This is a genomic window from Thalassospira xiamenensis M-5 = DSM 17429, from assembly GCF_000300235.2.
GTDB lineage: Bacteria > Pseudomonadota > Alphaproteobacteria > Rhodospirillales > Thalassospiraceae > Thalassospira > Thalassospira xiamenensis.
In genome coordinates, this window is record NZ_CP004388.1 from 4,527,684 (window position 1) to 4,541,715 (window position 14,032).

12 protein-coding genes and 1 riboswitch are annotated in these 14,032 nt (G+C 54.4%); of the genes, 11 read left to right on the forward strand and 1 reads right to left on the reverse strand.

Annotation, left to right across the window (positions count from 1 at the left end; all coding sequences use genetic code 11):
* Positions 1-117: 117 nt before the first annotated feature.
* Both cobS and TH3_RS20970 read left to right on the forward strand, forming a co-directional pair.
* Complete coding sequence (gene cobS / locus TH3_RS20965) at positions 118-870, forward strand: adenosylcobinamide-GDP ribazoletransferase (protein WP_040061371.1); 753 nt, start codon at positions 118-120, stop codon at positions 868-870.
* Positions 871-953: 83 nt separating this feature from the next.
* Positions 954-1,565 (forward strand): histidine phosphatase family protein, encoded by a 612-nt coding sequence (locus tag TH3_RS20970; protein WP_007088379.1) that lies wholly within the window; start codon positions 954-956, stop codon positions 1,563-1,565.
* A gap of 76 nt (positions 1,566-1,641) precedes the next feature.
* On the opposite strand, the gene TH3_RS20975 is transcribed toward TH3_RS20970, so the two are convergent.
* On the reverse strand, positions 1,642-2,217 hold the full coding sequence (locus TH3_RS20975; RefSeq protein WP_233421819.1) for a hypothetical protein: 576 nt from the start codon (positions 2,215-2,217) through the stop codon (positions 1,642-1,644).
* Between the two features lie 312 nt (positions 2,218-2,529).
* Positions 2,530-2,753: riboswitch (cobalamin riboswitch) on the forward strand.
* Between the two features lie 60 nt (positions 2,754-2,813).
* Here TH3_RS20975 and cobU point away from each other — a divergent pair.
* The 9 genes from cobU (at position 2,814) to TH3_RS21020 (ending at position 14,032) form a co-directional block, all read left to right on the forward strand.
* The gene (cobU, locus tag TH3_RS20980) at positions 2,814-3,353 is read left to right on the forward strand and encodes a bifunctional adenosylcobinamide kinase/adenosylcobinamide-phosphate guanylyltransferase (RefSeq protein WP_007088377.1); all 540 of its coding nucleotides are present in this window, start codon (positions 2,814-2,816) and stop codon (positions 3,351-3,353) included.
* A 32-nt stretch (positions 3,354-3,385) separates the two neighbouring features.
* Complete coding sequence (gene cobW, locus TH3_RS20985; RefSeq protein ID WP_007088376.1) at positions 3,386-4,426, forward strand: cobalamin biosynthesis protein CobW; 1,041 nt, start codon at positions 3,386-3,388, stop codon at positions 4,424-4,426.
* A 90-nt stretch (positions 4,427-4,516) separates the two neighbouring features.
* On the forward strand, positions 4,517-8,284 hold the full coding sequence (cobN, locus tag TH3_RS20990) for a cobaltochelatase subunit CobN (RefSeq protein ID WP_007088375.1): 3,768 nt from the start codon (positions 4,517-4,519) through the stop codon (positions 8,282-8,284).
* A gap of 186 nt (positions 8,285-8,470) precedes the next feature.
* Positions 8,471-9,157 carry a hypothetical protein gene (locus TH3_RS20995; protein WP_007088374.1) on the forward strand — a complete coding sequence of 229 codons (687 nt, stop codon included), beginning with the start codon at positions 8,471-8,473 and terminating at the stop codon, positions 9,155-9,157.
* Between the two features lie 167 nt (positions 9,158-9,324).
* Positions 9,325-10,122 carry an endo alpha-1,4 polygalactosaminidase gene (locus TH3_RS21000; RefSeq protein WP_139328085.1) on the forward strand — a complete coding sequence of 266 codons (798 nt, stop codon included), beginning with the start codon at positions 9,325-9,327 and terminating at the stop codon, positions 10,120-10,122.
* Positions 10,123-10,175: 53 nt separating this feature from the next.
* A complete protein-coding gene (gene cobO, locus TH3_RS21005; RefSeq protein WP_040061373.1) occupies positions 10,176-10,802 on the forward strand; it encodes a cob(I)yrinic acid a,c-diamide adenosyltransferase in 627 nt (208 codons plus the stop codon).
* Between the two features lie 48 nt (positions 10,803-10,850).
* Positions 10,851-12,365 (forward strand): cobyric acid synthase, encoded by a 1,515-nt coding sequence (locus TH3_RS21010; RefSeq protein WP_007088371.1) that lies wholly within the window; start codon positions 10,851-10,853, stop codon positions 12,363-12,365.
* A gap of 192 nt (positions 12,366-12,557) precedes the next feature.
* The gene (gene fzlA, locus TH3_RS21015; RefSeq protein WP_037989310.1) at positions 12,558-13,229 is read left to right on the forward strand and encodes an FtsZ-binding protein FzlA; all 672 of its coding nucleotides are present in this window, start codon (positions 12,558-12,560) and stop codon (positions 13,227-13,229) included.
* Entirely contained in the window at positions 13,226-14,032 is an 807-nt protein-coding gene (locus TH3_RS21020; RefSeq protein WP_007088369.1) for a class I SAM-dependent methyltransferase, read from the forward strand. The genes fzlA and TH3_RS21020 overlap by 4 nt, the downstream gene beginning before the upstream one ends.

A 14,032-nucleotide genomic window follows, 5' to 3' on the forward strand; every position in this document is an offset into this window, starting at 1 on the left:
AATGATCATAATCAAACCGGAATGAATTTGAAAAACCTTGATGATGATCAAGTTGATGCCAAACAGCCAGAAACCGGATCTGAATCAGAGCCTGAGCCTGACGCCCCCCCCAAGGGGATGCTTGCTGATTTTTGGCGTGCTCTTGCCCTGCTAAGCCGGATACCGGTTTTCATTCCATGTGACTTCAGCGCGCATGCGATGGCACGATCAGTTTGGTGCTGGCCGCTGGTTGGGTTGTTCATGGCCGGGATTGCGATCATTCCGGCCTACGTCATCGAGATTCTGACCGGCAATGTCGTGATTACGGCCATTGTCGCGACTTTTACCCTGATCGCGTTGACTGGGGCGATGCATGAGGATGGCATTGCCGATTGTGCCGACGGGTTTGGCGGTGGATTGGACCGTCAACGCAAGCTTGACATCATGCGCGATAGCCGGATCGGGACTTATGGGGTTGTTGCGCTTGTTTTATGCCTTGCGATGCGCATCGCCCTTCTGGATGCTGCGGGTGAAAGTGGCAGCATGGCCGCCATCCTGATTGTGATGGCGACACTATCGCGCGCGGCGATGCCGATCGTGACCTATGTGTTTGATCCGGCGCGTGAAGATGGTCTTGGCAAAAGTGCCGGGCGACCCGACATCAAAGTGGTGAGCGCGGGTATTGCCATCGCCTTGGTTCTGGTGGTGATTGTTGCGGGTGCGGTGACCGCGTTCATGTGTCTGATTGCCATGATGGTCGGGGCATCGGTTGTCGGATGGATCGCCCGGCATCAGATTGGTGGCCATACTGGCGATGTGCTGGGCATGACTCAAATCATCTCCGAGCTGCTTGTCGGTATTGCATTTATCGCGATACTTCAGATTGCCTGATGATAAGATCATGAAAAGAACCGTTTAAAACGGCGCCCAAACCCGGATCGTATTTTTCGACCGCATTTTTCCTTGGGGGAAGAATGAACAAAGCAGTGACAACCCGTTGGTGGCTTGTTCGCCATGCGCCGGTTCTCAACCCGGAACGGCTTGTCTATGGCCGAAGCGACATGCCGGTTGATCTTACCGATGAAAAGGCATTGCGTGCCCTGTCGCGCCATTTGCCAAACGACGCGGTCTGGATTACGAGCCACCTTTCGCGCACGCTTGATACCGCGCTTAAACTTCTTGAGCTGATGGATGAAAACATCCTGCCTACGCGTGAAACCGGCTTTGCGGAACAGCATTTTGGCGCATGGGAAAAGAAACACTGGAATGATCTGCCCAAAGGGGAAACCACCCGTTTCTGGGCCGATTTCGCGCGCCAGCATCCTCCGAATGGTGAAAGTTTCAGCGACGTTGTCGAACGGGTTGGGCCAATATTTGACCGGCTGACAAGATATTGGGCCGGGCGCGATATTGTGGCCGTTATTCACGGCGGGACGGTGCGGGCGGCCCTTGCCAATGCGCTTGGTCTGTCGCTTGAGGCAGCTTTATCATTTCATATCGATACGCTTGGCGTGACACGGATCGAACATATAACCGGCGTCGATCAGCCGGGCTGGCGGGTGACCGGTGTTAATCTGCGTTACTGATTAAAGGGGGCTGGGCAGTACCCATCTGCCGATACCCTGTGGGGCTTGAATGACATGCCACACAGGGTATCAGTTTTCAGGCGGATTTCCGTTGATCGGTTTCCTGCGCATCGACAAGCGCATACTCCGACAAAAAGCGATCTACCATATCGGCAGAGACATCGTATCTGCCACAGATTGACGCGACATCGTCGAGATAGGCTTCGTAGTAGGGAATAGGTCGGCTGCGCGATTTGCCGCGAAGCTCGTTGATTTCCTTAAAATCGGATGCAAATTCCGGTGCTTCGATAACCTGAATGATCGTGTCGTCGATGATGGCGGCGGGTTTGCCTTTGTATTTCTTGCCACAGGCTGAAAGCATTTTGCTGGCGGTCGGGATGGATATCCCAGGCTGGCCCAGAAGCAGTGACATTTGATCTTCGTCGAAATCGTCATTTTCGAACAATTCCACGAGTTTCGTCAGGTCACGAACCAGAAGCGAAAGCGCATTTACGCGGATGCCACGCGCATGCGACCAGATGATGGTCGCGACAACACCACAGGTCGGACGGTTGGCATAAATGTTTCGAACATCACGACGCGCCAATGATATTTCACCATTTACAGCATGATGTTGCAGGAATTCGGGAAAGGATTGATCATTATAGTTCAATCTATCCAGCAGCCCGCGCCACATGTCTTCGCGTGATACGGTTTGCCAGGTTGTTGATTTCAGATTCCGAATTCGTTGAATTTGTTCATGAATTGCCATTTGATCAGCAAATTTCCAATTAACCCCAAGAAGTTTTTCCGAAACCCTTTGCGGTTTCGGCATCCGGACTTTGTTTGTTTTGTAATGTCCGGCGGTCACGCGGGCGGCTTTTGTCGGCTCTGATCCAACGTGACAAAATTATGTTCTCCTAAAGAATAACCGCCGACAAGCAGTCAATTCTTACAAATACTGACCTTATGGCTAGGTCGGAGTTTGGGCTTTGGTCGTGGGGGTAAAGCTGCTAGGTTCGGCGCTGCCGTTTGGTGATGGGAAACCGGTGTGATGCCGGTGCTGCCCCCGCAACTGTAACGGGTTGGGTGATCCGGGTGATGTGATGTCACAAGCCACCGGTAATGTTGATTTGCAGACAACATGCCGGGAAGGCGGATTGCTTTCATGCCCGCAGCCAGAAAACCAGCCATCGGTATCCCTGTTCGTAAGGATATGGGGTAACGCAATCCGGCCTCGGTGGGAGGTCAAAGCGAAGGAAAACGGGCATGACCCAGAATATGGCTGATAACAGCCAGCTTGCCGGGATCCATCTGATCCTTGGCGGTGCCAGATCGGGCAAAAGCCGGTTTGCCGAAAACCGGATCAACCATGCAGGCGGCGGTATTTATATCGCGACCGGCCGGGCATGGGACGAGGAAATGGCAAATCGCATCGAACTTCACAAATCATCGCGCGGCGAGATATGGCAAACGATTGAGGAACCGCTTGATCTTTGCGCTGTCCTGTCTGCCTGCAATCATGACGGCAGCAAACCGGTGCTGGTCGATTGCCTGACGCTTTGGCTGACCAATCTGATGCTGGAAGATCGTGATATCGGGGCCGAGTTTGACCGGCTTTGCGACCTTTTGCCGGGGCTGGATATCCCAGTTCTTCTGGTTTCGAACGAGGTTGGTTTCGGGATTGTGCCGGAAAATGCCATGGCGCGCAGCTTTCGTGATCATGCCGGACGATTGCATCAACGGATTGCCGAGCTTGCCAATCAGGTGACGCTTGTGGTTGCGGGCATTCCGATGTCGGTTAAATAGATCAGAATTCATAGATTTAAGGGTAATTGAATATGGCACAGCTTGGAAAAATTCCGGCAACAGTGATCACCGGTTTTCTTGGTGCAGGCAAAACCACGATGATCCGCAATATGCTGGAAAATGCCGGGGGTAAGCGGATTGCGCTGATCATCAACGAATTTGGTGATCTGGGCGTGGACCGCGAAGTGATAAATGGTTGTGGCATTTCGGGATGTGCCGAGGACGACGTTGTCGAACTTGCAAACGGTTGCATCTGTTGCACGGTGGCCGATGATTTCCTGCCGACCATCAAGGGCCTGATTGATCGCGACACGCCGCCTGATCATATCGTTATCGAAACATCAGGGTTGGCACTGCCAAAACCGTTGGTCAAGGCGTTCAACTGGCCGGAAATCCGTTCACGGGTCACGGTAGATGGTGTGGTGGCTGTTCTGGACGGGGCGGCATTGCGCGACGGGCTGTTTGCCCATGATCATCATGCGGTTCAGGCCCAACGCGAGGCGGATGATAATCTTGATCATGAAAGCCCGCTTGAGGAACTGTTTGAAGAGCAGCTTCATTGCGCCGATATGGTGGTTCTGAACAAAACCGATTTGCTGAGCGCTGCCGAAGTTGCCAAGGTCGAGGCAGATATCCGGGCCGAGCTGAAACGCCCATCGGTCAAGATCATCGCGACCGCGCATTCGAAGGTCGAAAATGCTGTTTTGCTGGGACTTGGAGCGGCGGCCGAAGACGATCTTGATAGCCGCCCCTCACATCATGACGATGGTCACGAACATGACCACGACGATTTTGAAAGCTTTGTCGTGTCACTTGACGCGGTTGACGATGCGGCCTTACTTGAAAAACGCCTGATTGATGTCGTGCGTCAGTTCGATGTCCTGCGGATCAAGGGGTTTCTCGATATTCCCGGCAAGCCGATGCGCCAGGTTGTTCAGGGCGTTGGTGAGAGGTTCCAGCGTTATTTCGACCGGCCGTGGGCCGAAACCGAAACGCGCCGGTCGGAACTGGTGGTTATCGGCCTGCATGGCTTGGATCGCGGTGCCATCGAAGCGGCAATCAAGGCATCGTGACGTTTTGAAATTGTAAGATCATCCGGTCGACAACGTTGTGCGGGCGGATGATCTTGAACCAGCACACGATAAAAGAAACGGACATTTCCGATGCATCTGCTTGCCGCCCAGCCTGGGCTTGTTACCGATGGAAGCGAAGCCGTCGATTTGGGGCAAAGCCCGGGCGATGTCGTTATCCTGTCGGCGGCAGAGTCCGAGCTTGCCTGTCTGGCGGGGGCGCAGGCGCGATTGACTTCGGCATTTGGTGATGTGACACCATCGCTGCGATTGGCAAGCCTTTTGCAGTTGGGCCACAACATGTCGGTCGATCTTTATGTCGACGATGTTCTGGCCGATGCCAAATTCATCATCGTGCGCATTCTGGGCGGTCGGGGATATTGGGAATACGGGATCGAACAGCTGGTCGAACTGGCCCGTCGCAACGACGTGCCGTTGGTACTGTTGCCAGGTGACGATCAACCCGATGCGGAACTGTTGTCGTTATCGACGGTAAAGGGTGCAACGTATCAGCAAATCTGGCGATACCTGATCGAAGGTGGTCCGGGAAATGCTGAACATTTATTGCGTCTTATATATGAAAAGTTGAACCCGTCTGTCAGTTGGGACTGGAAGCCGGCGGCACCCTTGGTCAAGGCAGGCCTTTATTGGCCGGGGAAAATCACCGCAAATCTCGAAGAAATTGAACAGAATTGGAAACAAAATCATCCTGTTGTCCCAATCATCTTCTACCGTGCATTAATTCAGGCTGGTAATCTGGATGTAATTGATGCGCTGGTTGAGGAGTTGTTGGGTAATAGCCTCAATCCATTGCCTGTTTTTGTTGCCAGCCTCAAAGACCCGGTTGCGGCGGCCTTGGTTGAAGAATGGCTGGGGTCAACACGTGCGGATTTGATCCTGAACACCACCGGCTTCTCTCTTTCCGTTCCGGGTGTGGAACGAAAAGACGGGCCGTTTGATGTTGTCGATGCACCGGTTTTCCAGGTGGTGCTATCTGGCGGTGGTGAAGCATCGTGGCGGGATGGGGTGAACGGCCTTGCCGCGCGGGATATTGCGATGAATGTCGCACTTCCCGAAGTGGATGGCCGTATTTTATCGCGCGCCGTGTCGTTCAAGGGATCGGCGGGCAAGGATGCCCTGACCCAGATTGATCTGGTCAAATATATCCCGGTGCGCGATCGGGTGGCGTTTGTTGCCGAACTGGCGGCCAATTGGGTCAAATTGCGCAAGACGGATGCCCCGGTGCGCAAAGTTGCGATGATCATGGCCAATTATCCCAACAAGGATGCGCGCCTTGGCAATGGTGTGGGGCTTGATACACCGGCCGGGATGATTGAAACCCTTCGGGCGATGAAGGATGCCGGGTACAGGATTAATGAGCTGCCGGAAAATGGCGATGCCCTGATCGCGGCGGTCAAGGCCGGACCGACGAATGATTTCAAGTCGCTGGCGGATCGCACCGTTCGTGTGACGATCCCGGTTGCCGATTATCGCGCGGCATTTGCCGTCCTGCCCGCACGCATCCGTCAGCAGGTAACGGATGCCTGGGGAGAGCCGGAAAGTGATCCGTTTTATCTGCCGGATCGGTCGGCGATTGCCCTTTCGATCCTGCCGATGGGCAATGTTGTGGTTGGGCTGCAACCGGCACGCGGATACAATATCGATCCGCTTGAAAGCTATCATTCGCCCGATCTGGTGCCGCCGCATAACTATTTCGCGTTTTATATCTGGCTGCGCCATCATTTCGGGGCGCAGGCAGTCATTCATTTCGGCAAACACGGCAATATGGAATGGCTGCCGGGCAAGTCATTAGCGCTGTCGGAAGAATGCTTCCCCGAAGCCGTGTTTGGCCCGACACCGCATTTCTATCCCTTTATTGTCAATGATCCGGGGGAAGGCACACAGGCCAAGCGCCGTGCGCAGGCGGTGATCCTTGATCATCTGACCCCGCCTTTGACGCGGGCGGAAAGTTACGGACCGCTTAAGGATCTTGAGGCGCTGGTTGATGAATATTACGACGCAGCAGCAGTTGATCCACGCAGATTGATCATCCTGAAGCGTGACATCCTTGAACTTGCTATTCGTATCGGCCTTGATCGTGATTGCGGGATTGAGCCGGGCGAGGACGAGGAAAGTGCGCTTGCCAAGCTTGATAATTATCTGTGCGAATTGAAGGAACTTCAGATCCGCGATGGTTTGCATATCTTTGGTAAGGCACCGGAAGGGGATCTTTTGACCGATCTTCTGGTCGCACTGGCAAGATTGCCGCGAGGGGCTAGCGAGGGGCCAAAGGCGTCGCTTCATCGGGCCTTGGCCGCCGATATCCTTGGCGATCCCGGTTTTGATCCGCTTGATTGTGCCTTTGCGGAATTTTGGCCGGGGATAAAACCAGAAATCCTTGCGCAATATGACGTTGGGGCGTGGCGTACTACGGGCGATACGGTGGAGCGGATTGAGCTTCTGGCGCGTGATCTGGTGCGTGGGGAGGTGGTCGCGGATCAGGCATTGCTGCGGACAATTGAAGTTCTTTCCGATATCGAAATATCTATTCGCCCGGCGGTGACAGCCTGTGGAGAGGCTGAGATTGCCGGGCTTTTAGACGGTCTTGCGGGCAAGTTTGTCGAACCGGGACCATCGGGTGCGCCAACGCGCGGGCGGCCAGATGTTTTGCCGACCGGGCGGAATTTCTATTCGGTCGATACGCGGACGGTTCCGACCCCGGCGGCATGGCAATTGGGCTGGAAATCAGCCGAACTGTTGTTGGAGCGGCATGTTCAGGATCACGGTGAATGGCCCGCGGCCCTTGGTCTTTCGGTTTGGGGCACCAGCAATATGCGCACCGGGGGCGATGATATTGCCCAGGCGCTTGCCCTGATGGGGGTTCGGCCAACATGGGACAGCGCATCGCGCCGTGTGACCGGGTTCGAGATTATGCCCGCATCTCTGCTGGGGCGACCGCGCGTTGATGTGACGTTGCGCATATCGGGCTTTTTCCGCGATGCATTTCCCGGCCTGATTGACCTGTTTGACAGCGCGGTACGTGCGGTCGCCGCGCAAACCGACGAAGCGCCTGATATGAACCCGATTGCGGTTCGGGTGGCGGCAGAAACGGTAAAGCTGTGTGCCGCCGGGGCAAGTCCTGATCAGGCCAGAAAACAGGCGGCATTTCGCGTGTTTGGTGCCAAGCCCGGTGCCTATGGCGCGGGATTACAGGCAATGATTGATGAAGAGCTTTGGGAAGATGACGCCGATCTGGCGGATGCCTATCTGGCGTGGGGTAGTTATGCCTATGGCAACGGGGCGGAAGGTGAAGCCGCGCGTGATCTGTTTGAAACGCGGCTGTCGCGAGTAGACGCGATTGTTCATAATCAGGATAACCGCGAACATGATTTGCTCGATTCCGATGATTATTATCAGTTCGAAGGCGGAATGACATCGGCAGTTCGGCATCTGTCCGGCAAGCAGCCGACGGTTTATCACAGTGACCATTCCCGTCCGGAAAGCCCGAAAATCCGTACATTGGAAGAAGAAATTGCCCGTGTTGTCCGGGCACGCGTGGTCAATCCGAAATGGATCAAAGGCGTAATGCGCCATGGTTACAAGGGCGCATTTGAAATGGCTGCAACGGTGGATTATCTGTTTGCCTTTGCCGCAACGGCGCGCTGTGTTGCGGATCATCATTTTGATCTGGTTTATGATGCGTATCTTGGCGATCGCGATGTGCGTGAATTCCTCAGGGATCATAATCCCGATGCGCTTCGCGATATTCGCAACCGCCTGCGCGAGGCGATTGATCGTGGCCTTTGGCAGCCGCGCCGAAATTCCGTCTCGGCCGATCTGATGGGGAATAGCGCCCCATAACAGCGCATTATCCAATATTGCGAATCACGAGAATTTTACCGCTGGAACAAACCGGGCAGTTGAAACGTTTCGTTTTCGCACCATATCTCTTTTAACCAAGTGTTAATCTATTGGTTGAGGGACGGGGCACACCTATCGAGCCGATAACCGCACAAGACGGATCGGCAACAGAGTTAGGAGGCCACTATGGAAAGAACGAAACACGTTCGTTTGCCTGACTATCTGCGGACCCCTCTGCCGGTTCATGCCGGACATGCAGAAATTGTCGATTTCCTGCTTGCTGATGCCGACCTTCCTGACTGGTTACGTGCCGATTTGCACGGCCAGGGCCGTTATCGCCCGGCCCGCGGTGCGATCCGTTCGGTTCTTGACCTGCGTGAACGGTTTCACGGCGTTCATGCACCGGTCAGTATTGAAGAATTCCGTGATGACCTGGACGAACTTGCTCGCCATCTGCCGGGGCCGGATCAAACAACCATTAAAATTGATGCCAAGGTCCGGATTTACTGGCGTTACCTGCAAGGTGTTGAACGCCAGATATGGCGTGCAACCATTTCAAGGGCCCATGTGGCGTTAAATCATTTCCCGGTGGTTCGCGAATTGAAGTCACTGATTGCGGATGTGGTTTCGACGCGCAACTGGCTTGAGCGTCGGCTCGAAGTGATCGAAAAAAGCTTCCAGAAACCGGTTCATGCCCCGAATGATGCGGTGCGCAAGGCATTGCTTCGCCTACGTCAGATGTCGCCGGGCGACCGGTTGCAGTTATTTAACAAGGCGCGGATGCGTCGCCCCGAATTGCGTAATACCGACATGCGTGAGCCTGATAAATGGGCCGATTTGGTAACCGGCGACCTTGGTTTATCGTCAGGCTGAAGGGCTAAAAGATATATCGATTGACGACCGAGCCCGGCGGGTTTCGGGGGATCGCACCCGTTACGGGTGCAAGAGTGCGGCTGGAAACGGCCGCGCTTTCTTTTTGGGTGGTTGTCTATTGCCCGCCAGACGGGCAAACTCGCAAAATTGATTTTCCGGGGGTATGGATGCGCGCGTTTGTTGCCGTTGCTGGTTTTGTTTTGCAATTTTCTGCAGGGATCGGTATCGCGGCGGCGGATGACAGGCCAACGGTGCCGGACGGGCCGCTGCATTGGCAGTTGCAGGGTGACATTGATGTTAGCGGCAATATCCGCGTAATCGATAGCGATCTGTTTGAAACGACGGCCGATCAGGTTCGGGAATGGCGTGCGGCCGGTATTTTCCCGATTTGCTATATCAATGTTGGTGCGGTCGAGGAATGGAACGACGATTACGGACAATTCCCAAAGGGTGTCATAGGGAATCCCTATTGGGGGTGGGAAGGTGAAAACTGGCTTGATATCAGCCGGTTTGACCAATTCGCCCATATTATGGAGGCCCGGCTTGACCTGTGTCGGGAAAAGGGTTTTCTGGCTATTGAGCCGGACAACATTGATGCCTATGAAGCGGATACAACCAACAAGAAAACCGGGTTTGATCTGACACGTTCCGATCAGGTTCGATATATCGGATGGCTGATTGAGCAGGCGCATGCGCGCGGGCTTGCCATCGGGCAGAAAAATGCTGCCGAACTGGTGCCTGATCTGATCGACAGAATTGATTTCGCCCTGCTTGAATCATCCTATCGGTTTGGCTTCATGGATGCGTTTTTGTCCTATGTGCAGATGAACAAGCCGGTCTTTGCCATTGAATATATCGAAGAAGGGGTCAATCCGGACCGGTTTTGCCCCGAAGCCCGCAAATACGGTTTTCAGGGTGTCATCGCGCATGTCGAACTGGATCGAAAACCCGAAAACTGTCCTTGATCCGGCGTACGCTTCGCCGCATTGTTCGGGCAGAAATGCAAAGGGATGAAGCAATGACCGACACCAACACGCCCGATACCGATCTCAATACCCGCCACGACGAAAAAATGAAGAAGATCAAGGCCGCGCGCGACAAGATGATGGCGCAGAAGATCGACAAAAAGGGCCTGATCATCGTTCATACGGGTAAGGGGAAAGGCAAATCATCGTCGGCATTTGGCATGGCGATGCGCTGTGTCGGGCACGACATGAAAGTTGGCGTTGTTCAGTTCATCAAAGGCGGCTGGGAAACCGGCGAGGCAAAGCTTTTGAAGAAATTCCCCGATCTTTGCGAATTTCACGCCATGGGAGCGGGCTTTACCTGGGAAACCCAGAACAGGGCGCAGGATGTGGCTTTGGCGCGTGAGGCCTTTAACAAGGCGCTTGAGATGATGCGTGATCCAAGCTTTGCCATGGTGATCCTCGACGAGATCAACATCGTTCTGCGCTATGATTTCCTGCCGCTTGATGATGTTCTGGCAGCCTTGGCCGACAAACTGCCCGACCAGCATGTAGTCCTGACCGGGCGTAATGCGCCTGATACCCTGATCGAGGCGGCAGACCTTGTGACCGAGATGACAATGATCAAACATCCGTTCCGCGAACAGGGCATCAAGGCACAGATCGGTGTCGAGTTCTGATTTGCGATCTTGGCATACAGCCAGATAAAAGAAAGTTTTGAAACCGGAATGAGCGCGCGCCCTGTTCCTGCTTTGATGTTGCAAGGTACCGGTTCGGATGTTGGAAAATCCTTGCTGGTGGCGGGCCTGTGCCGTGCCTTTGCGCAGCGGGGGCTTCGGGTGCGACCATTCAAACCGCAAAACATGTCCAATAATGCGGCCGTAACCGAAGATGGCGGCGAAATTGGCCGGGCACAGGCGTTGCAGGCGCGGGCGTGCGGTGTGCCTGCGTCGGTTCACATGAACCCGGTTCTGTTAAAACCCCAAAGTGAAATTGGTGCTCAGGTCGTGGTACAGGGCAAGGTCCTGACCAGTGCCAAGGCACGGGATTATTATCGGCTGAAACGCGATTTGCTGCCGCGTGTGGTGGAAAGCTTTGATCTGGTTTCTGCTGATGCCGATCTCGTGCTGGTCGAAGGTGCCGGATCACCGGCCGAGGTTAATTTGCGTGCCGCCGATATTGCTAATATGGGCTTTGCCGAGGCGGTCAAAGTTCCGGTCGTTCTGGTGGGGGACATTGATCGGGGCGGGGTGATCGCATCAATCGTCGGTACGCATGCTCTGCTGTCCGAGGGGGACCGTCACTGGCTGCGCGGTTATATCATCAACAAGTTTCGGGGCGACGTATCGCTGTTCGAGCCTGCCTTGCAGATCATCCACGATCATACGGGGCTTGAAAGTTACGGTATCGCAACGTATTGGCAGGGCGCCAATCGCCTGCCGGCCGAGGATGGCGTGGCGCTTGAAAAAGCCGGGCGTTATGTGCGGTCGGGCGTGGATGAGAACCGGATCAGGATTGCAGTGCCGCACCTGCCGCGGATTGCGAATTTTGATGATCTTGATCCACTTGCCGCCGAACGAGATATTGATCTTCTGATCATTAAACCGGGCGAAGTTATTCCTGCCGATATTGATCTGGTACTTTTGCCTGGCAGCAAATCGACCACATCCGACCTTCGTTTCCTGAAACAGCAGAGCTGGGATATTGACATTCTGGCGCATTACCGCCGGGGCGGTCATGTGATTGGCATTTGCGGCGGATATCAGATGCTTGGGCGCATGGTCCATGATCCCGATGGTATAGAAGGTGCGGCGGGATCAGAAGCCGGGCTTGGATTGCTTGACGTTGAAACCGTGATGGGCGGTGACAAGACGCTGCGTCAAACCACCGGGCTGGCGGGACTTGGTGGGGTTATGGCCGATATCCCGGTCAGTGGTTATGAAATCCATATGGGCGAGACAACCGGGCCGGATCGTGACCGAAGCTGGCTTTGTCTTGATGGCGGGATTGTTGACGGTGCGCAAAGTGCCGATGGACGAGTTACGGGATGCTATTTACATGGCCTGTTTGGCAGTGATCCGTTCCGGTCGGCTTATCTGAGCGCGATCGTCAACCGGGAAAGGAACAGTACCATCGATTTTGAAGCTGGCATTGATGCCGCCCTTGATGAACTGGCCGATCATGTTGGGGCGTGCCTTGATCTTGACGGGCTTTTGGCATTGGCACAAAGCCGGTCAGGATGACAGGATGACAAAAAGCGCAAGATTGGTGCTGTTTGGCGCGACAAAGCCTTTACATCTGCGCATTTGCGTGGTTTGAGAGAATTTGAAATTCCGGTCCTGTAATGAATGGCGCACAGACGCCATATGGTATCAAACTGCCATATGCGGCCCGGTTTGCAAAACGTTCATCCTTGGTTGGGTATCTTCAATTCCATGCGTCAATTACATCATTTCTGGCTATCACCGTTTTCGCGCAAAGTGCGTCTGGTTCTGGCCGAGAAGAAGCTTGAATTCGAGCTTAAGGCAGAACCTGTCTGGGAGCGACGCGATGCGTTTCTGTCGCTGAATCCGGCGGGCGAAGTGCCGGTTCTGGAAGAAGAAGATGGCACGGTGTTGTGCGATTCAACCGTCATCTGCGAATATCTGGATGAAGTTTATACCGACACGCCGCTTTTGGGTTCGGATGCCAAGGAACGTGCGGAAATCCGCCGCCTTGTTGCGTGGTTTGATGGTAAGTTCAACCGCGAGGTCACCGATCATCTGCTCGGCGAGAAGTTGTTGAAACGATTCTTTTCGACCGGGACGCCGGATACCAAAATCCTGCGCGCCGGGCGGACCAATGCGGCCTATCATCTGGATTATATCGGCTGGCTGTTTGAACGCCGGAACTGGCTGGCTGGCGAACATCTGACCATGGCTGATATTGCTGCCGCGGCACAGATTTCTGTCATTGATTATATGGGTGACATCAACTGGTCGAAACATCCGCGTGCCAAGGATTGGTATATGCGGATCAAAAGCCGCCCCGCGATGCGCGATATTCTGGCGGACCGGCAGGCAAGCTTCCCACCGTCCCCGCATTATGCAGATCTGGATTTTGAATGACGGGTTCGTCGAAGGTCGACAGCTTTTACCCGCAAGGTGGCCTTAACGCCGCCAGCTACGATCTTCGTGCCGATCTTGATCGCAAATTATTCGAAGACCCGATTCCGTTTTATCGCGATATTGCCGTTAAAACCGGTGGCCCTGTTCTCGAACTGGGGTGTGGCACCGGGCGCATTGCGGCTGCCATTCACGAGGCCGGTATCGCGATTGAAGGACTTGATCTTTCCGATGCGATGCTGACCCAGGCACGGACGAAATATCCCGATATGGTCTGGCACAAGGGCAATATGTGCGACTTTGATCTGGGACGGAGATTTGCCCTGATCATCATCCCGTTTCGTGGTTTTCAGGAAATCACCGATGGCGAGGATCAGAAACGCTGCCTGATGACGGCCTCTGATCATTTGCTGCCTGGCGGGATGCTGGTTCTTGATCTGATTGATCCCGACCTTCGGTATTGCCTTCCGGAAGGTGATCCGGAAAGTGTTGAACTGCCGCTGTTTCCGATGCCAGAAGGTGTTGGAGCACAAGATAGCAGGTTGCGGATCACCGCAATGGAGCGCACAAGCGACCCCCTGACCCAGCGGTTTGAAGAACATTGGCGGTTCGAGGAAATTGATCCCTCAGGAAATGTTCTGCGATGCGAGGATTGCTGGCATCACATGCGATGGGTTCATCGTAGTGAAATGCGCCTGATGTTAGAGATTTCAGGTTTCATTTCGGTGTCGGAATTTTCGGATTTCAAAGGCAGCCCGCCGCGATATGCAGCCAATCAGGTCTGGATGGCAAAACGACCGGACTGA